This window comes from Mobilicoccus sp., assembly GCF_032060985.1.
In the GTDB taxonomy this organism is placed as follows: domain Bacteria; phylum Actinomycetota; class Actinomycetes; order Actinomycetales; family Dermatophilaceae; genus Mobilicoccus.
In genome coordinates, this window is record NZ_DAMBGD010000006.1 from 1 (window position 1) to 24,409 (window position 24,409).

Below are 24,409 nucleotides of genomic sequence, written 5' to 3' on the forward strand. Positions count from 1 at the left end.
TCACCGAGGTCGGATCCAACTAACCGAGCCTCCACGAAACCCGGGGCGATTCAGAGTGGTGTACGACGGACCTGAGTGAGCGCGCCTACGACGTGGGCGCGGTCACCGGGTGGATCCTTCGAGTGATCTCTCACAACCGACTCGAAGAAGGACACACCGATGACCGCTGTACCCAGTATCGACCCCGAGCACTTCCTGCGCGAGCAGCTGGACCAGGCCAGTCCCGACCTGATGCGGGATTTGCTGAACACGTTCGTCAACGCCCTGTTGGGCGCTCAGGCCGACGCGGTGTGCGGCGCCGGCTACGGCGAACGCAGTCCCGAGCGGGTCAACTCCCTCAACGGCTACCGCCACCGGGACCTGGACACCCGCATGGGCACCCTGGACGTGGCCGTACCCAAGCTGCGCACCGGTTCGCTGTACCCGGACTGGCTGCTGGAACGCCGAAAGCGAACCGAGCGGGCGCTGACCAGCGTGGTAGCGACCTGCTACCTGCTCGGGGTCTCCACCCGCAGGATGGACAAACTGGTGCAAGCCCTGGGGATCACCGGATTGTCGAAGTCCCAGGTCTCGGTGATGGCCAAGGACCTCGACGAGCACGTGCAGCAGTTCCGCACCCGGCGCCTGGCCGCGGCCGGGCCGTTCACCTTCGTGGCCGCTGACGCCCTGGTGCTCAAGGTCCGCGAAGGCGGCCGAGTCGTTCCGGTGCACGTGCTGGTCGCCACCGGCGTCAACGCCGACGGACACCGCGAGATCCTCGGTGTGCAGGTCACCTCAAGTGAGGACGGCGCCGGCTGGCTCGCGTTCTTCCGCGACCTGAGCGCCCGCGGGTTGAGCGGGGTCAAGCTCGTCACCTCCGATGCCCACGCCGGCCTGGTCACCGCGATCGGGGCCACGTTGCCCGGGGCGGCCTGGCAGCGCTGTCGCACCCACTACGCCGCCAACCTCATGGCGGCCACCCCGAAGTCCTCCTGGGGGTGGGTCAAGGCGCTGCTGCACTCGATCTACGACCAACCCGACGCCCAGGCGGTACACGCCCAGTTCGACCGCGTCATCGAGGCCCTGGCCACCAAGCTGCCCACCGTGGCCGATCACCTCCAGGACGCCCGCGCAGACATCCTGGCCTTCACCGCCTTCCCTAAGGAGATCTGGCGCCAGATCTGGTCGAACAACCCCAACGAGCGTCTCAACCGCGAGATCCGCCGCCGCACCGACGTGGTCGGCATCTTCCCCGACCGCGCCAGCATCATCCGCCTCGTCGGCGCCGTCCTTGCCGAACAGCACGACGAATGGGCCGAAGGCCGCCGCTACCTCGGCCTGGATATCCTCACCCGAGCCCAGGCCCTGGACACCGTCATGGAGGAGGTGAACGAACCCGAAATCCAGGCCCTCACAGCCTGACCAACACCCCAACCGAGGGATCAACCTCGTACACCACCCAAGCGGACTTGACCGCCCTGCGTCACGGCTCGGTACTCCTGACGCTGTCCCGAGCCGGAACGTGTGCCACCACCGGCAAGCGGGCTACTGTGGACGATGCGGCCGAATTCGGGCTGTCCGCTCAGCGGGTGCTCGGCCCCGTTGCTGGGGGCCTCAAGTAGGTGTAGACGGTCTCGCGGCTGATGCCGAACTCCTTGGCCAGCGCCGACTTCTGCTCACCCGCGGCGGCGCGTTCACGCAGGTCCGCGGCCTGTTCGGCGTTCAGGGCGGGCTTTCGGCCGGTGTAGACGCCGCGCTGCTTGGCTGCGGCGATGCCCTCGCGCTGGCGCTCCAGGATCAGCGCGCGTTCGAACTCGGCGAACGCGCCCATCACTGACAGCAACAGCGTGGCCATCGGCGAGTCCTCACCGGTGAAGGTGAGGCTCTCCTTGACGAACTCGACGCGCACGCCCCGGGCGGTCAGGGCTCGCACGATCCGGCGAAGGTCGTCGAGGTTGCGCGCGAGCCGGTCCATCGAGTGCACGACCACGGTGTCGCCGTCGCGGACGAAGGCCAGCATCTCGGCCAGCTTCGGACGGTCGGCGTCCTTGCCCGAGCCCTTGTCCTCGAAGATGCGCTCGACCTCGATGCCGTCGAGCTGGCGAACGGTGTTCTGATCGGTGCTGCTGGCCCTGAGGTACCCAACTCGCATCGCCGCCCGCCCTTCCCGACCCTATGTGTCAGGTTGGACTCTATGAACCCACCCGACTAGCGTCAAGGAACCGGCGAACGGACTCTATCTTGACGCTGCTTGGTGGCCGGCTGCTCTGTGGCGTTGGGGTGTACTGTGACTTCGTCTGCTGAATGGCGGGGTTCTTCGGTCGCTTCGTGGCGGGGTCAGGTGACACCGATGACCAGGGTGCTCTGTGCGGCTTCGATGACGTCGTTGGTGATGGTGTCGAGTTCGTTGATCTTCAGGACCCGCTGGATCTGGGGGAAGAGGCGTTCGAGGAGCCGGAAGTTGCCGCGGGTGATCCGTGCGATGGCTGCGATGGCTTGGGCGTCGGTGAAGTCGTCGGGGTCGAGGGTCTTGCCGAGGGATCGCCAGTGTCGCTCGAGGACGAACAGCAGTTCGTCTTGTCCCAGGGGCCGGTACTGGTGGGCGAAGCCGACTCGGCTGTAGAACTGGGGGTAGTGGCTGAACTGCTTCTCCAGGCCGGGCATGCCGATCAGGATCAGGGCGATGCCGTCGCGGTCGTAGCGATCGCGCAGCAGTTCCAGCGCGGCGGGACGCAGTCGTTCGGCCTCGTCGACGATGATCAGCTCCACGTAGTTCCTGCCGTGTCGCCATCCCCAGGCCTCGGGAGTGGCCGTGCCGGGAGGTACGAGGTGCTGCTCGATGCACATGTTGGTGCGGGTGATGGCTTGGGTCAGCTCGTCCTTCAGGGTCCGCGGGGTGGTCAGCACGCTGGGGGTGTAGAGCACGGTGCGGCTCCGGTTCAAGGCGGCGTAGATCTTGGCGTCGTTGTCGGAGCGCGGCCCCCAGTAGGTCAGCAGGTCATGAGCCTTCTCGTAGTGTGCGTAGCGGCGTGCGGAGAGTGTCTTTCCTACGCCGGCTGATCCGAAGCACAAACCGATGGTGTGCCCGCGGCGCACGGCGTCGGCGAACTCGGTGAAGCGGCGGTGCTCCTTGGTGACGATGAAGCGCTGGGGCGAACTCGGTGAAGCGGCGGTGCTCCTTGGTGACGATGAAGCGCTGGCTCACCTGAGGTCCTCCTTGTAGATCTTCAACGCCGACCTCGGCGCCGGAGCCGGTGCTTCGGTGATCCGTGGCGTCTCGGTAGGTGCGGCCACGAGGGCGATGCGTTCGTTGATGCCGGCTCGCAGCGCCCGGCGGCGGGCGTTGCGCGCGGCCTGGATCTCCTTGAGGCTGACCTTCTGGTCGTGGTGCTCTTGGTTGACGGCCTTGCAGACGAATTCGTCGTGATCGAAGACGCGGATCTCGGTGATGTCGCGGGGGTCGTAGCGGATCACGACCGAGCGTCCGACGTAGCCGGCCAGAGTTGGCGAGACGTAGCGCAGGCCCTGGAAGCGGATGCCATCGCGGCGCACGACGCGGGTCTTGGCGACGGTTAACAGCAGTCTGTCGAGGTCTTCCAGGCTCTCGGGCATTCGGGGCAGCCAGCCATCGGCGATCCACGCGCTGCGCGGGGAGGTTCCGAGCTCGCTGTGCGTGCGGTCGTTGTAGGTGGCCACGAACGCCTCCAGGGCGCTTTCGAGGGCGGCCAGGGACAGTTTCGGTGTCGGCCAGGGGTGCCCTTCGGTGATGTGTCCGGGCAGGGTGGCGAGTAGCTCGGTGTTGATGGTGCCGAAGAACCGCTCGATCTTGCCCCGTCCCTGGGGTCGGGCGACGGTGGAGTGGATCAGTCGGATGTGGAGGTCGACGGCGGTGTGGGCGAGCTGGTCACTGGTGAAGTCGCTGCCGTGGTCGACGTAGAGCACGTCGGGCAGGCCGCACATCGGCCAGGCCGGGTCGGTCTTGTGCCAGATCGCTTGGCGCAGCGCCAGGGCGGTGTTCATCGCCGACGGTGCGCCCAGGAAGACTGTGTAGCCGCAGACCGCCCGGGAGCAGTCGTCGAGGATCGTTGTTAGCCATGGCCGTGCGGGCTTGCCGTCGGTGCCCACCACCAGGATGTCGAGCATGGTGTGATCGGATTGCCACATCGCGTTGGGCAGCTCTGCTTGCCGGCGTAGCACCAGCTCGTGCTTGTCGCGGTAGGACGCTGCGCCCTCCAGGGCGAGGGTGACCATGCCGGGATCCAGGGTCCGCACGATGTCCCATACCACCGAGTAGGAGGGGACCGGCCACCTCCGGGCGGCGCAGATGCCCGTGACTTTGCGATGGATCGTGGCGATGGCCGGCCGCGGCTTGCTCAGTGCCAGGCCCTCGATCAGGTCGACGAGGTCGGGCGGAAGGCGGCGGGAGCCGGCGTCCGCCCGTGAGGCTGTCTCCAGTCCGGCGTAGCCGTCGGCGCGGTAGCGGGCGTGCCAGCGCTCCAGGGTCCACAGCCCTACATCGGTCTCGCGAGCTAAGCGCGCGAGGGGCACCTGGTCCTCGACGTGGAGCCTGAGGATTCGCCACCGCGCTCGAGCGTCCACGACGCACCTACTGCACGACGTTCTCGCGCCCGCGCTCGGCGCGCTGAAGGGCGCGGTAGACCGTGGAGCGGCCCACGCTGAACAGCTCGGCCAGCTCGCCCACGGTGTGCTCGTCGGCAGCATGTAGCTGGACGAGGTGAGCTTCTTGCCGGGGGGTGAGTTTCGGTGACTTCCCGCGCAGCCGGCCCTTGGCCTTGGCGACCTTCATCCCCTCGCGGGTGCGGGCACGGATGAGGTCGGCTTCGAACTCGGCGACCATCGCCAGCACGTTGAACAACAGTTTCCCCATCGGGTCGGTCGGGTCGTACACCGATCCGGCGATGCTCAGCTTCACTTCCCGCGCCGCGAGGTCGTCGGCGATCTGGTGGGCATCACGGACTGAACGCGCCAGCCGATCGAGCTTGGTGACCACGAACGTATCGCCGTCCCGACAGGCAGCCAGCGCCTGCCGCAGGCCCTCACGGTCGGCGTTGCGGCCCGTGAGCCCGTGATCGACGTAGATGCGCTTGGGATCGACGCCGAACGCCGCGAGTCCGTCACGCTGCGCGGTCAGGTCCTGCTCGTCGGTGGAGACTCGGGCATAGCCGACCTTCAAGGGGGACATGCTCCCCAGTGTGTCATATAGCCTCCCTTCACCGGACAGTTCACCGGACGGGTCTTACGGGACAGCCCGCCAGGCGTGCCGCCGTTCCTCTCGATCAGTAGCGGTGGTGTCCGGTGAGGGTTCCCCTTACGGGCATGCGATCTGGGCTGACGCCTGTGACCGAGTGTTCAGTGCGCGCTGTATAGTTCAGTCCATGCTGACTATTGCTTCGCGTCTCGACGTGATGAACCGCCTGGGTCGTGCACTGGCCGACCCCACTCGATCCCGGATCATCTTGACCCTGCTCGACCATCCCGCTTACCCGGCGGAACTGGCCCGAGATCTGGACCTGACACGCCCGAACGTGTCCAACCACCTGGCATGCCTGCGCGATTGCGGGATCGTCGTCTCCGAGCCCGAGGGTCGTCGGACACGATATGAGATCGCCGATTCGCACCTGGCGCAGGCGCTGACGGCACTGGTCGATGCCACCCTGGCAGTGGACGAAGACGCCCCGTGCATCGATCCCGCCTGCTCGCTTCCCGGATGCGACGCAGCTGGGGAGGGCGCATGATCCTCACCTCGGTCTTGCAGGCGATGGGCCTGTTCGCAGCGACCAACATCGACGACATCATCGTGCTCTCCCTCTTCTTCGCGCGAGGGGCAGGCCAGCGCGGCACTACCGCCCGCATTCTGGCCGGCCAGTACCTCGGATTCGCCGGCATCCTCGGTGCCGCGGTCCTGGTGACCATCGGTGCCGGAGCATTCCTGCCCTCGGCAGCCATCCCGTACTTCGGTCTCATCCCTCTGGGCCTCGGCCTCTGGGCCGCATGGCAGGCCTGGCGCGGAGACGATGACGACGATGACGACGAGGCCAAGGTTGCCGGCAAGAAGGTCGGCGTGTGGACCGTCGCAGGCGTCACCCTTGCCAACGGCGGCGACAACATCGGCGTCTACACCCCTGTCTTCCTCAGCGTGGAACCTCTCGCAGTAGTCGCCTACTGCATCGTCTTCCTCGCGCTCGTCGCGGTCCTGGTGGCCCTGGCAAAGTTCGTCGCCACCCGCCCCCCGATCGCCGAAGTGCTCGAACGCTGGGAGCACATCCTCTTCCCCATCGTTCTCATCGGCCTCGGAATCGTGATCCTCGTCAGCGGCGGAGCCTTCGGACTCTGACGTAGCGGCAGCGATCCAAACGGCCCCGACCGGGCGCACCCCTCTCGGTTCAGACCGCGACACCTACCTGCAGCCAGTCCTGCGTGATCACGGCAACAAGACCGCCACGGAGCGCTGCAAAAACCCCGCCACCAAGCGAACGAAGCCACAAGTCCGGCTCCGGCGGCCATGAGCAGGCCGCCGCCCCCTGGTTGGTTGTCGCGGCTGGATGTCATCGGTGGTCTCGCTCTCGTGGTCGGCCGTGTGTCAGCAGCAGTGGCGGGCCTCGGCCCCGGCGTGGTCGGCCCGGAGGCGGCCAAGCAGGCCGGCGGTGAGGGCGGCGCCGAGCTGGAACGCCTCAGCCACCGTGACCACCTCGGCTTCGGGGTGCTCGGCGAGCCAGCCGGCGGCATCCTCGGGGGAGGTGAAGTAGTGCACCTGGTTGCAGAACGAGGAGCGGATAGAGCTGATCTGGTCGGGGTTGACCAGGGACACCGCGGCGGTGGCCGGCTCGAGGCTGGTGACACCGGAGGTGGGGTCGACGGTGACCCGGATCGTGTCACCGCTCGCCGGGGAGGTCGACACGACGGTCGCGGCGCGTTCGAGCAGTGCGGGGAAGATCAGGGTGTCGAGGGCACACCAGGTGTAGAGCTCCTCGCCGGCCACGGTGAACCGGTGCGCGGTGGGACGCAGGGTGAGGCCCTGGCCGACGATCCGGCCCTGGTCGTCGTACTCGGTGTCCGGCACGGCGGCCAGACCACGGCGTACGTCGTCGAGGGGGCGGCCCGATGCGGCGGCGAGCTGGTCGAGGGTGACGAGGTCGCCGTCGACGAGCAGCCGCAACAGGGGGATCAGCAGGCCGGGGTCGAGGCCGGTCTCCTCGGAGCGGGTGAGCCGGTCAGTCAGGTCGGTGCTGAGGTTCGACATTGCGATTCCTCCACTTCTGGTAGATGGGTGGCGTGCGCTGTCTGGCGTGCGCTGTCTGGCGTGCGGGTCAGGCGCAGCAGGACAGTTTCGAGACGTCGGTGCTGAAGGCCTTGGCGACGATCCGGATACCCTCGGTCATGGTCAGGTAGGGCGCCCAGGCGTCGGCGACCTCGGTGATGGTCTTGCCCAGGACGTGGACGCCGGCGGCGGCGAGCTCGCCGGCGTCCTTGGCGACCGCGGTCAGGCCGAGGATCTCGCCGGACTCGGCGTTGGCGACCATTTTGATGAACCCGCGGGTGTCGCGGTTGACCAGCGCCCGGGGCACGTAGTCCAGCGGCAGGACCCGGCAGTCGCAGCGGATCCCGGCCGCGAGTACCTGGGCCTCGGTCATCCCGACTGCGCCGATCGCGGGGCTGGTGAACGTCACCCTCGGCAGTCGGGTGTAGTCCACCGACCGGTCGGCGGCGGCGAAGGCGTTCTCGGCGACCAGCGTGCCGTGGGCGGCCGCGACGTAGACGAACTCGGGGTGCCCGGTGACATCGCCGGCGGCCCAGATCCGCGGGTTGGAGGACTGCAGCTGGTCGGTGACCACGATCTCCCCGGCCTCGCCGGTCTTCACCTCCACCGAGTCGAGGTTGAGGCCGTCGGTGACCGGACGCCGTCCCAGCGCAACCAGGACCTGGTCTGCGCGGAACTCCTGCACACCGCCGGACACCTCGGCGATGGCGACAACCTGCCCCGTGGGTGCGTCACGGGCGACCTTGGTTGCGACCGCGCGGCGGACCACCCGGATGCCCTCGGTGGCGAAGACTTCCTGTAGCGTCTTGGAAACCTCCGGCTCCTCCTTCGACGCCAGCCGCGACCGCACCAGCAGGGTCACCTTCGATCCCAGCCGGGCGAACAGTTGGGCCTGCTCCAGCGCCACGTACCCGCCGCCGAGCACCAGCAGCGACTCCGGCACCTCGGTCAGCTCCATCGCCGACGTCGAGGTCAGGTAGCAGACCTCCTCCAGACCCTTCATCGGCGGGGCCCACGGCTTCGCGCCGGTGGCGACCAGATAGTGGGCGGCCTCGATGACCTCGACACTGCCGTCAGGTGCGGTGACGTGGAGCAGCGGCGCGTCCGGGGTGCCCGCGAACGAGGCGTCGCCCTGGCGGACCTGCCAGCCGTAGGAGTCGGCCACGTCGACGTATTTCTCTCCCCGCAGGGCCTCGACCAGGTCCTGCTTGCCGCGGACCAGGCCCGGCATGTCCACCGGTCCCGCGTTGGTGGCGATGCCCGGGAACCGGGTGCTCGCGTCCCCGGCGACGTGGCGTGCCTCAGCGGCAGCGATCAGCGCCTCCGACGGCACGCACCCAGTGTTCACGCACGTGCCGCCGAACGTGCCACGCTCGACCATCACCACCGACTTCCCCAGCCCGGTCGCGCGGATCGCCGCAGCGAACGCTCCGCCACCTGACCCGATCACGGCCAGGTCGTACTCCGAACCCATCGCGATACCTCCCCGGTTGGTTGGGAAACTCATCCGATGCGGCAATACTGGACCTTCCAGTACAGGGGAAGGTCAACTGCGACCTGCAACACATTGGAGAACGAGATGCGGATCGGTGAGCTCGCCGAGACGGCCGGCACGACGACGAAGACCCTTCGGTTCTACGAAGACCAGGGGCTGTTGCTGCCGACCGAGCGCACCGCGGCCGGCTACCGTAACTACACGCCTGAGGCAGTTGCCCGGATCGACTTCATCCACCGGGGCCAGGCGGCCGGGCTCACGCTGGCCCAGATCCGACAGATCCTCGACATCCGCGACCACGGCCAGGCCCCCTGCGGCCACGTGCGCGACCTGCTTGACGCACGCCTGACGGACATCGAGCAACAGCTCGCCCAGCTGACCGCGCTGCGCGACACCATCGCCGAGCTGCGCGACCAAGCGGCCCAGCCCGAACCCGAGTCGTGCAGCGCCGACCAGGTCTGCCGCTACCTGTAACAGTGACCAGATCGACTGACCGCTCCAGTGGGCCCTTGACGTGCGTCAACTCCTAATCACGCCGGCGGCGGGTCGGGAAACATGTCCTGGCGCCGTGATCTTCGCGGCCTGCGTGAGGGACAGGTGCACGACAACCCCGAAGTTGGCATAGCCGCCGTAGCCGCCGTAGCCGCCGTAGCCGACGTGGACGGCTTCGAACCAGCGCTGCTCAGGCGGAAGTGCCCGGAGCCGGTCGACGAGGTCGCTGGCAGGCCGGTCTGCGGCCTCGTGAGGTTCCCACGGGCCGAGCAGGTCGCGGAGGAGACAGCGGCCTGCACGACCAGTGTCGCTGTGGACCCATCGCACGGCGCGGGTCTCGAGTGCGGTGACCACGACCCGGGCGGGCAGCCGATCCCTTGTGCGTGGCCGCACCGCATACGCCTCGCCGACCGCGATATCGCGGCGGCGCATCAGGCGCTGTCCTCGTCGCCGGCAGCGGGATCACGCAAGGGCCGCAACCCGGCCCCGACCCCGGCAGCGAAGCTGTACCGGCCGAGCATGTTGATGTGGACGTGGCCCAACGGCGACAGCCGGGCGACGTCTTCGTCGGACAGCTCATGCCCGGCAGCGCGCAGACTCGCCACAGCAGCGTCGATGTAGCGGGTGTTCCACAGCACCACGGCGTTGACGACCAGGCCGAGAGCGCCGAGCTGGTCTTCTTGGCCTTCGCGGTAGGACTGGCGCAGCTCACCGCGTTGGCCGTGGAAGATCTTCCGGGCCAGCCGGTGCCGGGATTCCTGCACGGTGAGCTGGCGGTGCACGCTACGCCGGTAACCCTCGTCGACCGGGTCGATCAGCGCCAGCAGGTGCAGCGTCTTGGCGATCCGTCCGTACTCGGCGAACGCCTGCCCAAGGGCGGACGGGTGCCCGTCGCGGCCCAGCATCCGCAGCAGGTCGTAGGCCCGGACCCGGTGGGTGATCAGGGACCCGGCCACCCGAAGCATGTCTGGCCAGTGCGCTCGGATCTTGTCCAGGTTGACCTTGTTCCGGGCGAGTCCGTTCACCAGGCCGTAGTCGCCGGCCGGTGCGCCGGGCAGGTGGGCCCGCCAGAACCGCTGGTCGGAAAGGTCAGCGATTCGCGGGGAGAACCGGTAGCCGAGCATCCGGAACAGCCCGAACACGATGTCGGAGTACGACGCGGTGTCGGTGGCCACCATGTCCGGTTTCGGCCCGGCGTCGAGGTTCAGCAGTGCGTCCAGAATGTGTAGCGAGTCGCGCATCGTGCCCGGTACGACGACGGCGCCGATGCCGGCGACCTGGTCGTTGACCGCGTTCAGCCAGGTCACGCCGCGGCGCAGCCCGAAGTAGCGAGGGCTGGGGGCGGCGTTGATCGTCTGCACCGGCACCACGAACCGCAGCCCGTCGACCGAGGAGATCAAGCCACCGCCCCACAGCTGGGCCACACCGACACCGGCCTGGGCCTCGATGAGCCGGGCGTTGGCCGCAGAGTGGGTCTCGGCGCGCAGGTAGTTCTGGTCGACGTGGGAGAGCCGGTCGCGGGTCAGCGCCGGCACCGCCGGCTTGGTGACCGGGGTCAGTCCCACGTTGCAGGCCTCGGCGACCAGCAGCGCCGCCACGCTCACCGGCAGATCCTCCATCCGGGTGCCGAGTTCACCGACGTGGACGTACTCGTCGAGGAACCCCGTCCACGCCTGCACCTCCAACAACAACTCGGGCAGGTCGACCTGCGGCAGCATCGCTGCGACCGTCGCACGCAGCTCGCTCAGTGAGGATGGTTCCCCGATCGCCTCCAGCCGCTCGACCGAGAGCCGCACCCTGCCCTCGGCTCCGGCCGGCACGATCCGGACGCTGGCATCGGGGCCGGCCGCCTCGAGCCGCTGAGCCAGGGTCTGCCACGCGATGTCCAGCGCGGCGGCCAGATCGGCCAGGTGCTCGTCGACTGGGTCGGTCAGGCCGAGGCCGGTCAGGACCTCGCCGCTGACAGCCTGCCAGGCGGTGCCGTCGAGCAACCGCGCTCGGGGGTCGGCCCAGCGCAGCGACGGGGCCGCGAACACGTCGCGGCGGCGAAGTGCCCGGTGCAGCTGCTCCAGCACGCACAACACGTAGGCGTCACGATCGACCGCACCCGCGGGCAGGTCAGGATTGGTGAACACCGCCCGGCGCCACGCCGGCATCACCACAGCCTCGGCAACGTCGGCATGGGTCAACGGCCGCACCGACGTCCGGCGCCGCGCAAGGTCCGGCAACCGGCGCACCTCCCGCAACAGGTCCTGGCCCGCAGGAGTGGCCTGCAGCGGCAGCGCCTCGGCCAGCGACTCCAGGAACGGACGAACCACGCCGTACTTGGCGGCCAGGGCCTCCCGCATCGCGGCCTCACCCGAATAGTCGTCCGGTACCAGCTCGTCGACCAGGGCCGCGGCAGCGGTGACCTGCTCACGGGGGGCGACCCGCTCGACCACGGCCCACGCCGCCGCGACATCAAGCTGTCCGCCGGCGTCAGCCTCGTCCAGTGCGTCCAGCAACGCCCGCGCCGTACGGGCCAGCGTCACCGAGGCCCTCTCAAGACGCGGCATCCACGCCAGACGCTCCGAGGCCGACGATCGCCTCGCCGCGCTGATCAACCGGGACGCCATCAACACGTCGAACAAGTCCAGCGCATCGTCGACCGCCGCGGTCTCCAACGCCTGAGCCGTGGCCAACAGCGTCGCGGTCCGCCGTGGCTCGGCCAGCAACCTGATAGCCGGCGCCTTCGCGGTCAGCCCGTACCGCGCCAACGTGACCAGACGGCTCGGCGGCACCGTCGGCGTCACCGCAGCCCGCGCACCCACGCTCAACACATCCGAGACCCGGTCCATCGCCGCGGTCATCGCCCTCCCCGACGTCCGCGTCGGTGACCGACGCAGCCGCTCCAACTCCGAGAACCGCTGCCCATCGGCGACCCGGAGCAAGCCCAGCAACCTCCCGGGCATCGCCGGATCTGCACCGGCCGCGGCCGCGGCAAGGGTCCGGTGCATCCGGTCCGTGGCATCCTCTCGGACACTCGCGACCAGTCGCGCCAACACGCTCGCTCCCGGCAGCAGCACCCGATGCCGACGCAGCCACGCCACCGACTGATTGAACAGCGCCAACTGGCCCTCGGTATGGGTCCATGCACGGCCTGCCACGAACTCCCGTAGCCCGGCCGCCACACTGGGGTCGGAGAAGTCCCGGAAGCCGTACAAGTCGCGGATCTCCCGCCGATGCTCATGCTGGGTCGGCAATCGTTCCGTGTAGCGCTTCACCACCGACGGGTCCTCGATCCCCAGCTGAGCCCCGAGGTAGTCCACCACCGTCCACGGCACCTCGAGCGGGTCCGGTAAGAACGTGCCGAGATACCGCACCGTACCCAGCTGCAGCGCGAAGCCCAGCTGGTTGTGGGAGTTCCGTCGCTTCGCGATCAGATCCAGATCCGCGTCGTCGAGGAAGAAGAACCGCTCCAGCTCTGGCCCCGACGGAACACCGTTGAACCGGCCGAACGCCGCCACCTGCTCATCGCTCAAGAACTCCACCGGCATGGGCGAAGAACCTAGCCGTAGGCCAGCCCACCCGGCACCCGCCTAGCGTTCAATCCTGTTCCGATCCTCCTCGACCCCGATGTCGATGCGGCTCGACACGTCGGCGGCCCGCTCACCCGAGGAGGCGTGCTCGATGGTGCGGCCGGACTGCGACACCTCGCTCCCGGGGAGACGCTCCAGGGGTGGGGGCACCGCTCGGCGACGTGGTCGCGCGAGCCGTCGGTCGCCGAGCTCGACGAGGTCAGCGGGGCGCACCCGGTCGTCCTCATCAGCGGCGACGGTCACCACGGCTGGGCGAACACGCGCGCGGTGGACCTCCTCGGCGTGGCCCACCGGCCGGGCGTCATCGAGGAGGCCGAGTGGTTCGGGGTGTTTCCGCAGCTCATGGAGCTCCCGGGAGTCACCGCGGCGATGGAGGCGCGGTACTCCGACGTCGTCGCCCGAATCAACGCCACCGGGATCACCGGCGTCGTCGACATGGAGTTCAGCGACTCCTTCCGGGCCTGGCCGCGCCGGTTCGGCGGTGCTCACGGTTCGCCGGTCGACACGGTCCGGGTCCGCACCGCGACGTACGCCGAGGGTCTCGAGGCCGTGCTCGGGGCCGGGCTGCGCAGCGGGGCACGCCTGCCGGGCGGCGGTGGGCTGCTCGAGATGGGGCCGCTCAAGATCATCAGCGACGGTTCGCTCAACACCCGGACCGCCTACTGCTGCGAGCCCTTCGCCGACGGCGCCGACTTCGCCGACCCGTGCGGGGTCCAGAACGTGCCGCCCGCGGAACTCCTCGCGCTGCTGTCCCGCGCCCACGGCGCGGGCCTGGAGGTCGCCGTGCACGCGATCGGGGATCGAGCGGTCGGGGAGGCCGTCGACGCGTTCGAGGCGACCGGGGCCCGCGGCTCGGTCGAGCACGTCCAGCTCATCCGGTGGGGGGACGTGCCGCGGATGGCCGCGCTCGGGATCCGGGCCTCGGTCCAGCCGGCCCACCTGCTCGACGACCGCGACGTCAGCGTGCAGTGCTGGCCCGACCGGCTCGACCGGACCTTCGCGCTGCGGACGATGCGCGAGGCGGGCGTCGCGCTGCGGTTCGGCTCGGACGCGCCGGTCTCCCCGCTCGACCCGTGGCTGGAGATCGCCGCCGCCGTCCACCGCTCGGCCGACGCCCGCGACCCCCTGCACCCCGAGCAGGCGCTCACCGCCGCGGAGGCCCTCGCCGACTCGACCGACGGGCAGGGCACCCTCGCCCCCGGCGCACGCGGCGACGTCCTCCTCCTCGACCGTGACCCCCTCGCCATCCCCATCACCTCCCGCGAGGCCTCCGCCGCGCTGCGCGAGACCCGCGTGGCGGCCACCGTCGTGGCCGGGCGGCTCGTTCACGGGTGAGGCGACCTCACCCGGGCGGGGCCTGCCGCACAGGGGCGCGTCATCCCTCGCGCGGACGACGGTTCACGAGACACACTGGCAGCGCGGGCCGGCTCAGGGTGCCGGCGGAGACGTTCACGACGAGAGGCGGGATCACCATGCCGTTCTGGTACAACATCGCGACCGGCCAGGTCGAGGAGGAGGAACACACCTCCCGCAAGGACAACCTCATGGGCCCGTACCCGACGCGCGAGGCCGCCCAGAACGCCCTCGAGAGCGCCGCGGCGCGCACCGAGGCCTGGGACGAGGAGGACCGCCGTCGCCGCGAGGAGGAAGAGGGCTGAGCGGCAGGCGGGTGACTCGGCCGGAGACGAGCCGGCGCGTCCGCGGCCCGGACACACGACAGCGGGTCCGCACCCCGGGGGTGCGGACCCGCTGTCGTGTGTGTCGTGGGCGGCGTCGTCGGCCGGTCTCGGGTGACTCAGACCTCGGTGAGCCGGTGGAGAGCGGCGTCCCACCGCCGCTGGAGGTCGGAACGGTCGGCCGAGTCGTCGAGATGCTCGTGGCGAAGGGTGAGGAGGGTGCCGTCGCCGTCGGGCTTCATCTGCAGGTCGACCAGGGTGGCCGGTGCATCCTCGTCCGCGTGCCAGGAGACGCGGATCTGTTCTTCGGGGTGGTAACTACGGGTCACGCCGCGGGTGCCGTCGGCGGCGTGCCACGGGTCGCCCTTCGCGCCCAGGGTCGCGCCCTCGCCGAGGAAGGCTTCGATGCCCTCCCGGGTCGTGAGCCGCGCCCAGACCTCGCCCACGGGGCGGGGGACGTTCTGGACGACCTCGATCGCGTCATCGCCAGCGGGCGACGTCGCCTCCGTGTCGTGCTGAAGAGACATGGAACCTCCTCGTTGACATCCCGTCGAGGCCGTCCCTCGACGGGGGATGCTCGTCCCACCACGAGACCATCCGGAGCGGCTCGGCGTCCATGACTTTGGGCCCGGAATCCCCTCGTTCTCGACACGCGAGACGACCTCGCGGCCCCCGGCGCCCTCTCGGGCCCCGTCCTCGTGGCGGGACGGCGCGTGACGGCCCCGGGGCCCGCCCGTCGAGGCCCGACCCGGGAGCGGTCCCACCGCGCGCGCCGCGCGGGCGTCCTTCGAGGGTCGCTCGGCGGCATCGGGATTCGGGTTGATCGACCGACCCTGCCCGCTGGTCGGACGTTCCGGCCCGAACGGATCGGGGTCCTTACGATGTGGCTCCGAAGGAGGTGGCCATGGGCGCGATCGACGCCGTGAGGTCGAGAACCTGGAGTGGGGTGGCGTGGCGGACCGCCGGCGTCCTCGCCGTGTCCCTGCTCGCCGGCGCCGGCGTCATGACCCTCGCCCTCGGGGGCCTCGACGACCTCGCCCCGGGCACGACCGATCTGCTCGCCCTGCCGGTGTTCGTCGTCCTCGTCGTCGCCGGGACGACGGCGATCCACCACGCCACCCGACGGGGCGAGGTCTGGCGGGGACGCGCGGCCCGGTGGTGGTACGCGGCGCTCGTCTCCCTCGTGACGATCCTCGCGATGGGCGTCGTCGCGGTCGTGACGGCGATGCTCGAGCCGGCCGAGCCGGGGGTCGAGACCTCCTCGACGCTCGGGGTGGCCCTCCTCGTGTGGGTGTTCGTCGTCCTCGTGACGGGCCTGCCGGCCTGGACGTTCCTCCTGGGCGTCGCGCTCGGGCCCGGAGCCCCGCCCGATCCGGACGGGTCGACGTCGGGCACGGGGCGGCGAGGGCGGGAGACACGGCGGACCGTGCGGGAGACCGCGTCGCTCAAGGCCGACGAGGGGGCGCACGATGGTGCGTCGCCTGAGACGCAGGAGGGTCGATGAGGCAGGATTGGGCCATGGATCGGCAACAGGAATACGTGCTGAGGACCATCGAGGAACGCGACATCCGGTTCATCCGGTTGTGGTTCACCGACGTGGTCGGCACCCTCAAGTCGGTCGCGGTGGCGCCGGCGGAACTCGAGAGCGCGTTCGAGGAAGGCCTCGGTTTCGACGGCTCGGCCATCGAGGGGTTCTCCCGCATCACCGAAGCGGACATGCTCGTCAAGCCCGACCCCGCGACGTTCCAGGCCCTGCCGTGGCGCGGCGACCCGCCCGCGACCGCACGGATGTTCGCCGACATCGCCAACCCCGACGGCTCTCCGAGCCCCGGCGACCCCCGCCAGGTGCTGCGTCGCGCGCTCGACAGGGCCGCCGACATGGGGTTCACGTTCTACACCCACCCCGAGATCGAGTTCTTCCTCTTCGAGCCGCCGATCGTGCCCGGCGCGCCACCTCGCCCCATCGACCAGGCGGGGTACTTCGACCACGTCGCCGACGGACGCGGGCAGGACTTCCGCCGCGAGGCCATCGGCATCCTCGAATCCATGGGCATCTCGGTGGAGTTCAGCCACCACGAGGGCGCGCCCGGACAGAACGAGATCGACCTGCGCTACGCCGACGCCCTGTCGACGGCGGACAACATCATGACGTTCCGCACCGTCGTCAAGGAGGTGGCGGCCAAGGCGGGGTGCTATGCCTCGTTCATGCCCAAACCGCTCTCGGGGCACCCGGGCTCGGGCATGCACACCCACCTGTCGCTGTTCGAGGGTGACCACAACGCCTTCTACGAGGCCGGCGCGCCTTACCAGCTCAGCCGCATGGGACGGCAGTTCATCGCCGGTCTCCTGCGCCACGGGTCCGAGATCACGGCCGTCACCAACCAGTGGGTCAACAGCTACAAGCGGCTGTGGGGCGGCGGCGAGGCACCCGCGCACATCTGCTGGGGTCACAACAACTCGAGCGCCATGGTGCGCGTCCCGCTGTACAAGCCGGGCAAGGAGAACAGCTGCCGCATCGAGGTCCGCACGATCGATCCGGCCTGCAACCCCTACCTCGCGTTCGCCGTGATGCTGAGCGCCGGGCTCGCCGGCATCGAGAACGGGTACGAGTTGCCGGAGGAGGCCGAGGACGACGTGTGGAGCCTCACCGACGGCGAACGGCACTCCCTCGGCATCGTGCCGCTGCCGTCCTCGCTCGACGAGGCCGTCCAGGCGATGGCGAAGTCCGACCTCGTCGCCGAGGCCCTCGGGGAGCACGTCTTCGACGTGTTCCTCCGCAACAAGCGGCGCGAGTGGGCCGACTACCGAGCCCAGGTCACCCCGTTCGAACTCGAACGCCTCCTGCCGATCCTCTGATGTCGGCACGTCCCGAGTCCTCGACCGGTCTGTTCGCCCGGCTGGGTTTCGACGACACGCGTCGGGCCCGCACGTTCGCCTCCTCCCCGGTGTTGGCCGACCTCGTCGACACCGAGGACGACGGCACCGGCCTGCTCCGGGCCATCGCCCACACCGCCGACCCCGATCTCGCCCTCACCGCCGTCGTGCGGCTGCTCGAGGCCGCGGCCCGGCCCACGACCGGATCGAACCCGGGTCTGGACCCCCGGACCGAACTCCCCGCGCTGCGCGCCGTGCTCGCGCGTCACAGCGACGAGCGCGACCGGCTCCTCGCTGTCCTCGGCGCCTCGGCGGCCCTCGGGGACCACCTCGCCCGGCATCCGGTCCACTGGCGGGAGGCCGCCCATCCCCGCAGGCTCGACGCCGGCGCGCGGGTGGCCGACCTCGTGGCCGCGGTCTCGCCCGCCGCACGCGGAGCGTGCTCGGGCGCCGACGCGCTGCGGATCGGCTACCGGGCCCAACTCCTCGGCATCGCGGCGCTGGACCTCGTCGCGGTCGACCCCCTCGCCGTGTTCGCGTCGACCGCCGAGGCCCTCGCCGACCTCGCGGGCGCGGCGCTCGAGGCCGCCCTCGCCGTGGCAGCGGAGGACCACCCCGAGGACGCGGCGCGCTGCCGCCTCGCCGTCATCGCGATGGGCAAGTGCGGCAGCCGGGAGCTCAACTACATCTCCGACGTCGACGTCATCTTCGTCGCCGAACCCGCCACGGGCGGTCACGGGTCCGGAGACGGTGCGACGTCGCCGGATGCCGCGGAGTGCACCGAGGCGGAGGCGATGGCCTCGGCCACCCGCCTCGCGACGGCGATGATGAAGGTGTGCTCGGCGCACACGGGCGAGGGCTCGCTGTGGGAGGTCGACGCCGCGCTCCGCCCCGAGGGCAAGCAGGGCCCGCTCGTGCGGACGGTCGCGAGTCACGCCGCGTACTACACGCGCTGGGCGAAGACGTGGGAGTTCCAGGCGCTGCTCAAGGCCCGCGTCGCCGCCGGGGACGCGGAGGTCGGGCAGGCCTATCTCGACGTCGTCTCGCCGATGGTCTGGGACGTCGCCTCCCGCGACCACTTCGTCGAGGACGTCCAGGCGATGCGTCTGCGCGTCGAGGCGCACGTTCCCCGCGGCGAGGCGGATCGCGAGATCAAGCTCGGCGTCGGTGGGTTGCGTGACATCGAGTTCAGCGCGCAGCTGCTCCAACTCGTCCACGGTCGCAGCGACGCCTCGTTGCGGGTGCCGCGCACGATCGACGCGCTCGAGGCGCTCGTCGCCGGCGGGTACGTGGCCCGTGAGGACGCCGCCCGGCTCGCCGAGGCGTACCGCTGGCTGCGCAGCCTCGAACACCGCATCCAGGTGTACAAGATGCGGCGCACCCACCTCATGCCGACCTCCGAGGCCGATCTGCGACGCGTGGGGCGCTCGCTCGGCATGCGCACCGACCCCGCCGCCTCCGCCGTCGCGCGGCGCGACGAGGAGACCCGCGAGGTCCGCCGGATCCACGAGTCCCTCTTCTATCGCCCGCTGCTCGCGGCCGTCGCGAAGCTCTCGAGCGACGAGGCGAGCCTCTCGCCCGATGCGGCACGCGACCGCCTCGCGGCCCTCGGCTACCGCGACCCCAAGGGCGCGCTGCGTCACCTCGAGGCGCTCACGGCCGGGCCCTCCCGGACGGCGGCGATCCAACGCACCCTGCTGCCGGTGATGCTCGGCTGGTTCGCGGACGAGGCCGACCCGGACATGGGGCTGCTCGCCTTCCGCCAGGTCAGCGAGTCCCTCGGGCGCACGCCCTGGTACCTCAAGATGCTCCGTGACGAGGGGCGGGCGGCCGACCGCCTCGCCCACGTCCTCGCCCGGAGTCGCTACACCGCCGAACTCCTCGAACACGCGCCGGAGTCCGTGCGGATGCTCGGCGAGGCCACCGGCCTGCACCCCCGGGAGCGCGAGGCGATCGTCCGCACGATGCGCAGCGCGGTCTCCCGCAAGGACGACGCCGAGTCGGCGATGAACGCGGCCCGCGTCGTGCGGCGCGAGGAACTGTTCCGGATCGCCCTCGCCGACCTCGTCGGCGAACTCACCCTCGACCAGGTGGGCGTCGGTCTCACCGATCTCGCCGAGGCGCTGCTCGAGGTGGCCCTCGAGGTCGCCGTCGAGAAGGTCGCGGCGGAGCGGGGCGCGCCGGTGCCGGCGGACCTCGCGCTCGTCGGCATGGGCCGCCTCGGGGGCCGCGAGATGGGGTACGGCTCCGATGCCGACCTCGTCGTCGTCCACCGTCCCCACGAGGGCGCCGACCCCGGTGAGGTCACCGCCGCGGTCAACGCGGTCGTCCAGGAGATGCGCCGCGCGACCCGCGCCAGCGGCCCCGATCCCGCCCTCGAGATCGACGTCGACCTGCGCCCCGAGGGCAAGAACGGCCCCCTCAGCCGCACCGTCGACAACTACGCGACGTACTACGCCCGGTGGTCCGACGCATGGGAACACCAGGCGTTGCTGCGGGCCCGGCCGGTCGCCGGGGACGTCTCCCTCGGTGAGGAGTTCGTCGCGATGGCCGACCGGGTGCGCTACTCCGCCGACGCGCTCGCCGGCAGCGCGCTGCGCGACATCCGCCGTCTCAAGGCGCGCATGGAGGCCGAGCGGCTCCCACGCGGCGCCGACCCCAAGACCCACCTCAAGCTCGGCCGTGGGGGTCTCTCCGACGTGGAGTGGACCATCCAGCTCGTCCAGCTGCGTCACGCCCACGCCGTGCCGGGCCTGCGGACCACCTCCACGCTGCCCGCCCTCGCGGCGGCCACGGAAGCCGCACTCGTCGAGGAGGGAGATGCCGCAGCCCTGGCCGAGGCCTGGCGACTCGCGTCCTCGATCCGCAACGCGACCGTGCTGTGGCGGTCCCGGGGCACCGACAGCGTGCCCGCCAACGCCCGCGACGCCGAGGCCGTCCACCGCATCCTCGGAGGCCCACCCGGCAGTGGGGTCCAGCTGACGGAGCGTTACCTCCGCGCGGCCCGGCGCGCGCGCAGCGTCACCGAGCGGCTGTTCTACGGCCGCGAATAGACGGCGGTGGGTGGAGCCGAGCGCGGGATATGGCACCGTAGAGCCGCAACGGGAAGACCCGGCGCCCACGAGGCGTCCGGCGACGAAGACGAGGTGACGATGCCGATCAGGGTGTACCTGCTCGACGACCACGAGATCGTGCGCCGAGGGCTGCGCGAACTGCTCGAGCTGGAGGACGACATGCAGGTCGTGGGGGAGTCGGGCTCGGCCGAGGAGGCCGCCCGTCGCATCCCGGCGCTGCGCCCGCACGTCGCCGTGCTCGACGCCCGACTGCCCGACGGGTCCGGCATCGAGGTCTGCCGCACGGTGCGCTCGCTCGACGAGAACATCGCCGGGCTCATCCTCACGTCGTTCGACGACGAACAGGCGCTCACCGCGGCGGTGCTCGCCGGCGCCTCGGGATACCTGCTCAAGGACATCCGCGGCGCGGACTTCGTCGACGCCGTCCGCCGCGTCGCCGCGGGCGAGAAGCTCATCGCCGACAGCGACGTCGCCGACGTCCAGGAGCGCATCGCCGCGCCCGAGCCCGGCGACCCGCGGTTGCGCAGCCTCACCCCGCAGGAGCGCCGCATCCTGCTCCACGTCGCCAAGGGCATGACGAACCGGCAGATCGGCGCGGAACTGTTCCTCGCCGAGAAGACCGTGAAGAACTACATCACGGCCGTCCTCGCGAAGCTCGGCATGGAGCGACGCACGCAGGCCGCCGTCTTCGCCGCCACGCACGCCGACGAACTCGACGACCGCACCCGGGGCGACCGCTGACCGGCGCGCTCGAGGACGGCCGACCCGTCTCCGCCGCGGGGGCCGCACCTCGGGACGGCAGGGTCACCCGAGGTCGCTGACCGCCCACCTCCCGAGTGACGGCCGCGCACAGCGACATCCGGGGCCGCCTCACCACGCGGGGACCTTGGGCCCTGGGCCGTGCGACGGCCTACCGGAGAGTCTGGCGACATGAATCGTGGCCGCCTCGACCGTACGAATCGGGCACACCCACCCGTTCTCGACGTCGTCGCCGGTCTCGTCCGCGGGGCCTCGGCGGCGCCGGTGGCCCGTGCCGCCGTGCGTGAGGCGCTCGCCCGCGGAGCCCGAGTGCGGTTCGTCCAGGTGCTCGCTCCGCATGCGAGCGAGGCGGAGCGGGCTGCCGACGGTGCCCGCACGTTCGCCGCCGCGCTCAAGGCCTTGCGTGAGGCCAAGCGGGTCCCCGTGTCGTTCGAGTTGGCCGTCGGGGAGGCCGGGCCGCTCCTCGTCGACCGGAGCCGCAACGCGGAACTGCTCGTCGTCGGCGCCGACGTCCCCGGTGAGCCGTCGGGGCTCGCCCGGTTCTGCCTCGACCACGCCGAGTGCGAGGTCCACGTCGCCCCCTCGGGAGTCGTCCCGCCCGTGCCCACCTCCGGGGCCACCGAGGCCACCGAGGCCGCCGCCCCGGGCGCCGCTCCGGCTGCCTCCCCGCCCGTGGCAGCGCCCCTGGACGACGTCGACCGCGGTGGGCGTCGGATCGTCGACCGCGCCGGGCGCCGGGCCGCCGACGCCGACCGGCCGCACCACGCAGGCGTGTGAGCCTCGGGACGCGCCGCCGGTAACCTGACGGGATGAGCGACGCGGATCCCTCCACCGGCCCGGCCCTCCCCGGTCTCCCGACGCCGTCGATGCTGGACCTCGAGGACCTTCTCGCGGAGATCCGCACCCGCGCCCACGGCGCCACCCGGTTCCAGACGCGGCTCGCCTCGCTCCTCGACGCGGTCGTCGCGATGAGTAGCGAGCTCGACCTGCAGGTCGTCCTCTCCCACGTCGTCGAGTCGGCCTGCGCCCTGCTCGACGCGCGGTACGGCGCCGTCGGTGTGGTCGACCCGGCCGGTGGCCACCTCGTCGAGTTCGTCCAGCAGGGGATGACCACCGAGGAGGTCGCCCGGCTCGGCCACCCGCCACGTGGTGCCGGCGTCCTCGGTCTCCTGCTCTCCGATCCCGTCCCGCACCGCATCGCCGACCTCGGCGCCCATCCCGAGGCGGTCGGGTTCCCGCCGGGACATCCGCCGATGACGTCGTTCATCGGGGTCCCGATCCGCGTGCGGGGCGTCGTCTTCGGCAACCTGTACCTCACGGAGAAGTCCGGCGGCCGGCAGTTCACGGAGGACGACGAGTCGGTGCTCGTCGCCCTCGCCGCCGCGGCCGGGATCGCCGTGGAGAACGCCCAGCTCTACCGTCGTGCCCGGCGCGCCGAGCAGTGGTCGAAGGCGGTCGGCGAACTCACCCAGACCCTCCTGGAGGGGCGGAACGAACGTTCCGCCCTGGCCCGGACGGTCAAGTACGCGCGCGATCTCGGGGAGGCCGAACTCGCCGCGCTCCTCGTGCCCGACCCCGACGGCGGGCTCGTCGTGCAGGCCGTCGACGCCGTCGGCAAGGGCCTGGGGTTGCGTGGCAAGGTGCTCACCGACCACCGGTGGCGTCTGCTCATGGCGAGCCGCACCCCGGTCATGCTGCGGGTCGAGCCGGGGGACACGGACGAGGGCGACCTCTCCCACCAGGTGCGCGGGCCCGCGGGACTCGACGGGCCGGCGACGACGGCCGTCGTCCCGATGGCGGTCGGGCAGGTCGAGGTCGGGCTCGTCCTCCTGTCGTGGGGAGCGGCCGCGCCCGCGGACGTGGGGGAGACGATGGACCTCCTCACCGGGTTCGCCGACCGCATGGGCCTCGCGATCGAGGCGGCCCGGGCCCAGCGACACCGCTCCCACGCCGTCCTGCTCGAGGACCGTGATCGCATCGCCCGCGACATGCATGACCACGTCATCCAGCGCCTCTTCGCCGCGGGGCTCACCCTGCAGGCCGTGAGTCGCCACACCGAGGGCAGGGTCGCCGAACGCGTCGAGTTCGTCGTCGACGAACTCGACCTCGCCGTCAAGGACATCCGGTCGGCGATCTTCGAGCTCCACCACGGGTTCCCCCAGGGCGGGCTGGGCCCCGAGCTCGAGTCGGTCGTCGAGAAGGCCACGGTCGCCTTCGGGTTCGTTCCCGACGTGTCGTTCGAGGGTCGCCTGTCGGACATCGGGCCCGACCTCGTGCCCGACGTCGTCGCGGTCGTCCGCGAGGCCCTGTCGAACGTGGCGCGGCACGCCCGCGCCACCGACGCCCGTGTGCGGGTCGTCAACACCGGCGACGACCTCGTCGTCACGGTCGTCGACAACGGCGTCGGCCTGCGCCGAGACGCCGACCGCAGCGGCTTGGCCAACCTCGCCGGTCGGGCCGCGTGCCACGGCGGCTCGTTCTCGGCCACGTCGACCGAACCCTCCGGGACGATGATCCGGTGGTCGGTCCCGCTCGACGCCGGGCTCGACGCGGCGCGTGAGGGGCACGGAGACGACCCCACCGGCCGGCGCGCGGAGGCCGCCGACGAGCCCACCACCGACGCGTCGGTGGCCCGGGCGGAGGAGACGGCGGCGTCCCCGGGCGGGTCGTCCCGATGACCGCGACGTCGGATGCGCGGATCGGCGCGGCCCTGCAGGAACTGCGTGAACAGGTGGGACTCACCCAGGCGCGCCTCGCCGAGGCGATGGCCGCGCGCGGACACGCCTGGCATCAGCAGACCGTCGTCAAGACCGAGAAGGGCCTGCGCCCGCTGCGCCTCACCGAGGCCTGTGACCTTGCGACCCTGCTCCATGTCGAGGTCACCGTGCTCGCGGGCCTGGGGGAGGTGTCCCGGCCGGACCATCTCGCGCTGCGCGGCCACCTGGACCGGGCCGAGGAGGCCGAGCGAGCCGTGGCCGGGGCACGGGCCGAGTCGCAGGCCGCCCGAGCCTCGCTGAGGCTTGCCGCCCGCGGCGTGAGCGGGTTGCCCACCGACCTCGCGGCGAGGCTGGCGGCCGTGCTCGAGGAACCGACGAGCGAGCCGGCGGCCGGGGCACGCGGGGACGAGTGACCGCTTCCCGGCGCGACGTCCGAAGAGTGAGACGTCCTCGTCTTTGTCGACAACCGATCACCGCCCGACACAC

22 protein-coding genes are annotated in these 24,409 nt (G+C 70.9%); 13 read left to right on the plus strand and 9 right to left on the minus strand.

Going from position 1 to position 24,409, the window contains the following annotated elements; genetic code table 11:
* Positions 1-159 precede the first annotated feature (159 nt).
* Complete coding sequence (locus tag RT054_RS06440; protein WP_006590949.1) at positions 160-1,401, plus strand: IS256 family transposase; 1,242 nt, start codon at positions 160-162, stop codon at positions 1,399-1,401.
* A gap of 160 nt (positions 1,402-1,561) precedes the next feature.
* Here RT054_RS06440 and RT054_RS06445 read toward each other — a convergent pair whose 3' ends face one another.
* The 4 genes from RT054_RS06445 to RT054_RS06460 all read right to left on the minus strand — a co-directional run bounded on the left by RT054_RS06445 (position 1,562) and on the right by RT054_RS06460 (position 5,182).
* Positions 1,562-2,131 carry a recombinase family protein gene (locus RT054_RS06445; RefSeq protein WP_313022653.1) on the minus strand — a complete coding sequence of 190 codons (570 nt, stop codon included), beginning with the start codon at positions 2,129-2,131 and terminating at the stop codon, positions 1,562-1,564.
* Positions 2,132-2,316: 185 nt separating this feature from the next.
* Entirely contained in the window at positions 2,317-3,075 is a 759-nt protein-coding gene (locus tag RT054_RS06450; RefSeq protein ID WP_270409614.1) for an AAA family ATPase, read from the minus strand.
* Between the two features lie 105 nt (positions 3,076-3,180).
* Complete coding sequence (locus RT054_RS06455) at positions 3,181-4,578, minus strand: Mu transposase C-terminal domain-containing protein (protein WP_313022656.1); 1,398 nt, start codon at positions 4,576-4,578, stop codon at positions 3,181-3,183.
* A gap of 7 nt (positions 4,579-4,585) precedes the next feature.
* Entirely contained in the window at positions 4,586-5,182 is a 597-nt protein-coding gene (locus RT054_RS06460; RefSeq protein ID WP_006590953.1) for a recombinase family protein, read from the minus strand.
* A gap of 193 nt (positions 5,183-5,375) precedes the next feature.
* Here RT054_RS06460 and RT054_RS06465 point away from each other — a divergent pair, with 193 nt between their 5' ends.
* Both RT054_RS06465 and RT054_RS06470 read left to right on the plus strand, forming a co-directional pair.
* Positions 5,376-5,735 (plus strand): helix-turn-helix transcriptional regulator, encoded by a 360-nt coding sequence (locus RT054_RS06465; protein ID WP_006590980.1) that lies wholly within the window; start codon positions 5,376-5,378, stop codon positions 5,733-5,735.
* Positions 5,732-6,334, plus strand: coding sequence for a cadmium resistance transporter (locus RT054_RS06470; protein ID WP_016997609.1), 603 nt, complete (start codon positions 5,732-5,734; stop codon positions 6,332-6,334). Before RT054_RS06465 ends, RT054_RS06470 begins: the two co-directional genes overlap by 4 nt.
* 246 nt (positions 6,335-6,580) lie before the next feature.
* On the opposite strand, the gene merB is transcribed toward RT054_RS06470, so the two are convergent.
* Complete coding sequence (gene merB / locus RT054_RS06475) at positions 6,581-7,240, minus strand: organomercurial lyase MerB (RefSeq protein WP_313022657.1); 660 nt, start codon at positions 7,238-7,240, stop codon at positions 6,581-6,583.
* Positions 7,241-7,307: 67 nt separating this feature from the next.
* A complete protein-coding gene (gene merA, locus RT054_RS06480) occupies positions 7,308-8,732 on the minus strand; it encodes a mercury(II) reductase (protein ID WP_313022658.1) in 1,425 nt (474 codons plus the stop codon).
* Positions 8,733-8,837: 105 nt separating this feature from the next.
* Between merA and RT054_RS06485 the strand changes: the two genes are divergently transcribed.
* On the plus strand, positions 8,838-9,227 hold the full coding sequence (locus RT054_RS06485; protein ID WP_006590984.1) for a heavy metal-responsive transcriptional regulator: 390 nt from the start codon (positions 8,838-8,840) through the stop codon (positions 9,225-9,227).
* 45 nt (positions 9,228-9,272) lie between these two features.
* On the opposite strand, the gene RT054_RS06490 is transcribed toward RT054_RS06485, so the two are convergent.
* Together RT054_RS06490 and RT054_RS06495 are read right to left on the minus strand one after the other, a co-directional pair.
* Positions 9,273-9,677 carry a hypothetical protein gene (locus RT054_RS06490; protein ID WP_006590985.1) on the minus strand — a complete coding sequence of 135 codons (405 nt, stop codon included), beginning with the start codon at positions 9,675-9,677 and terminating at the stop codon, positions 9,273-9,275.
* Positions 9,677-12,781 carry a Tn3 family transposase gene (locus RT054_RS06495; protein WP_313022660.1) on the minus strand — a complete coding sequence of 1,035 codons (3,105 nt, stop codon included), beginning with the start codon at positions 12,779-12,781 and terminating at the stop codon, positions 9,677-9,679. Before RT054_RS06495 ends, RT054_RS06490 begins: the two co-directional genes overlap by 1 nt.
* 126 nt (positions 12,782-12,907) lie before the next feature.
* Between RT054_RS06495 and RT054_RS06500 the strand changes: the two genes are divergently transcribed.
* A complete protein-coding gene (locus RT054_RS06500; protein ID WP_313022661.1) occupies positions 12,908-14,158 on the plus strand; it encodes an amidohydrolase family protein in 1,251 nt (416 codons plus the stop codon).
* 137 nt (positions 14,159-14,295) lie between these two features.
* The gene (locus RT054_RS06505; RefSeq protein WP_312720662.1) at positions 14,296-14,481 is read left to right on the plus strand and encodes a methionine aminopeptidase; all 186 of its coding nucleotides are present in this window, start codon (positions 14,296-14,298) and stop codon (positions 14,479-14,481) included.
* Positions 14,482-14,618: 137 nt separating this feature from the next.
* Here RT054_RS06505 and RT054_RS06510 read toward each other — a convergent pair whose 3' ends face one another.
* Positions 14,619-15,026: an SRPBCC domain-containing protein gene (locus RT054_RS06510; protein ID WP_312720660.1), complete on the minus strand. Its 408-nt coding sequence runs from the start codon at positions 15,024-15,026 to the stop codon at positions 14,619-14,621.
* Positions 15,027-15,403: 377 nt separating this feature from the next.
* Between RT054_RS06510 and RT054_RS06515 the strand changes: the two genes are divergently transcribed.
* The 7 genes from RT054_RS06515 to RT054_RS06545 all read left to right on the plus strand — a co-directional run bounded on the left by RT054_RS06515 (position 15,404) and on the right by RT054_RS06545 (position 24,336).
* On the plus strand, positions 15,404-16,003 hold the full coding sequence (locus RT054_RS06515) for a hypothetical protein (RefSeq protein WP_313022663.1): 600 nt from the start codon (positions 15,404-15,406) through the stop codon (positions 16,001-16,003).
* A gap of 14 nt (positions 16,004-16,017) precedes the next feature.
* A complete protein-coding gene (locus tag RT054_RS06520) occupies positions 16,018-17,355 on the plus strand; it encodes a glutamine synthetase family protein (protein WP_313022664.1) in 1,338 nt (445 codons plus the stop codon).
* Positions 17,355-20,426, plus strand: a complete 3,072-nt coding sequence (locus RT054_RS06525) for a bifunctional [glutamine synthetase] adenylyltransferase/[glutamine synthetase]-adenylyl-L-tyrosine phosphorylase (protein ID WP_313022665.1) — start codon at positions 17,355-17,357, stop codon at positions 20,424-20,426. The genes RT054_RS06520 and RT054_RS06525 overlap by 1 nt, the downstream gene beginning before the upstream one ends.
* 99 nt (positions 20,427-20,525) lie before the next feature.
* Positions 20,526-21,188, plus strand: coding sequence for a response regulator transcription factor (locus RT054_RS06530; protein ID WP_312720655.1), 663 nt, complete (start codon positions 20,526-20,528; stop codon positions 21,186-21,188).
* A 189-nt stretch (positions 21,189-21,377) separates the two neighbouring features.
* Positions 21,378-21,983 (plus strand): universal stress protein, encoded by a 606-nt coding sequence (locus RT054_RS06535; RefSeq protein WP_313022667.1) that lies wholly within the window; start codon positions 21,378-21,380, stop codon positions 21,981-21,983.
* Positions 21,984-22,015: 32 nt separating this feature from the next.
* Positions 22,016-23,884, plus strand: a complete 1,869-nt coding sequence (locus RT054_RS06540) for a GAF domain-containing sensor histidine kinase (protein WP_313022668.1) — start codon at positions 22,016-22,018, stop codon at positions 23,882-23,884.
* Positions 23,881-24,336, plus strand: a complete 456-nt coding sequence (locus RT054_RS06545) for a helix-turn-helix transcriptional regulator (RefSeq protein ID WP_313022670.1) — start codon at positions 23,881-23,883, stop codon at positions 24,334-24,336. Before RT054_RS06540 ends, RT054_RS06545 begins: the two co-directional genes overlap by 4 nt.
* Positions 24,337-24,409: the final 73 nt, after the last annotated feature.